The organism is Parazoarcus communis SWub3 = DSM 12120 (assembly GCF_003226565.1).
GTDB classification, from domain to species: domain Bacteria; phylum Pseudomonadota; class Gammaproteobacteria; order Burkholderiales; family Rhodocyclaceae; genus Parazoarcus; species Parazoarcus communis.
In genome coordinates, this window is sequence record NZ_QKOE01000087.1 from 1 (window position 1) to 708 (window position 708).

The 708-nt window shown below is 59.5% G+C and carries 2 protein-coding genes; both read right to left on the minus strand.

The annotated features are described in order from the left end of the window. Window positions 1-85: 85 nt before the first annotated feature. Window positions 86-265 (minus strand): hypothetical protein, encoded by a 180-nt coding sequence (locus DNK49_RS23150; protein ID WP_110530423.1) that lies wholly within the window; start codon window positions 263-265, stop codon window positions 86-88. A gap of 64 nt (window positions 266-329) precedes the next feature. Further along, a partial coding sequence (locus DNK49_RS23155; protein WP_110530425.1) for an IS1634 family transposase occupies window positions 330-708 on the minus strand: 379 nt, incomplete at its 5' end.

Sequence of the window (708 nt, forward strand, 5' to 3'; positions counted from 1 at the left end):
CGCCGATGTTGAGGTTGATGGCACCGGCATTGATCGGGTCGCGGCCAAGGCTTGAACCTTGCGAACCACTTCCTGGCACCCGCCGTCAGCGTCGAGAACTTGCGAGAAAAAAGCCCAGAACGTGTTCCTCCTTGCTGAACAGCCGGCGCCGGCTGAAGGCGCCATCTGGCCCGTTTTCCAGCGTCTTTGTCGGTATGAAATGCCCGAAACAATCGCCGAACTCGCTGATCGAGTGCTGACGAATCCGGGCCTTCTCTTCGGCCACCCGAGTTCGACAATTTTTTGCGTAAGTGACTGATTATGCGTAGATCACGCTTTCAAAATTGGCACTACAGCTTTTTGACGGCGGGTTCGGGAAGGTCGATGGCGTCGAAGAGGTTGCGTTGCTCCGTGGAAAGTGAGGTCAGTCCGGTGGCGGTCTGCTGTCGGTGCAGGGTGATCTGGTGATACTGGATTCGGCGCGCAATCTCGAGTGCCCGCTCGGGCGACAGCCGCTGATCGCTGGCCTTGAGTCGCATGCGCAACACGCGGTAAAGCACCAGTGCGAGGACGCAGATGAAGGCGTGGGCACGGATGCGCTTGGGCAAGCGGTGATAGACGGGGGCGATCTCGATTTCGCTCTTGAGCACACGGAATCCGCGCTCGATGTCGGCCAGCGCCTTGTAGCGCGCAACGATCTCGACCGGGGTGTGGTCGGGCATGTTTGTC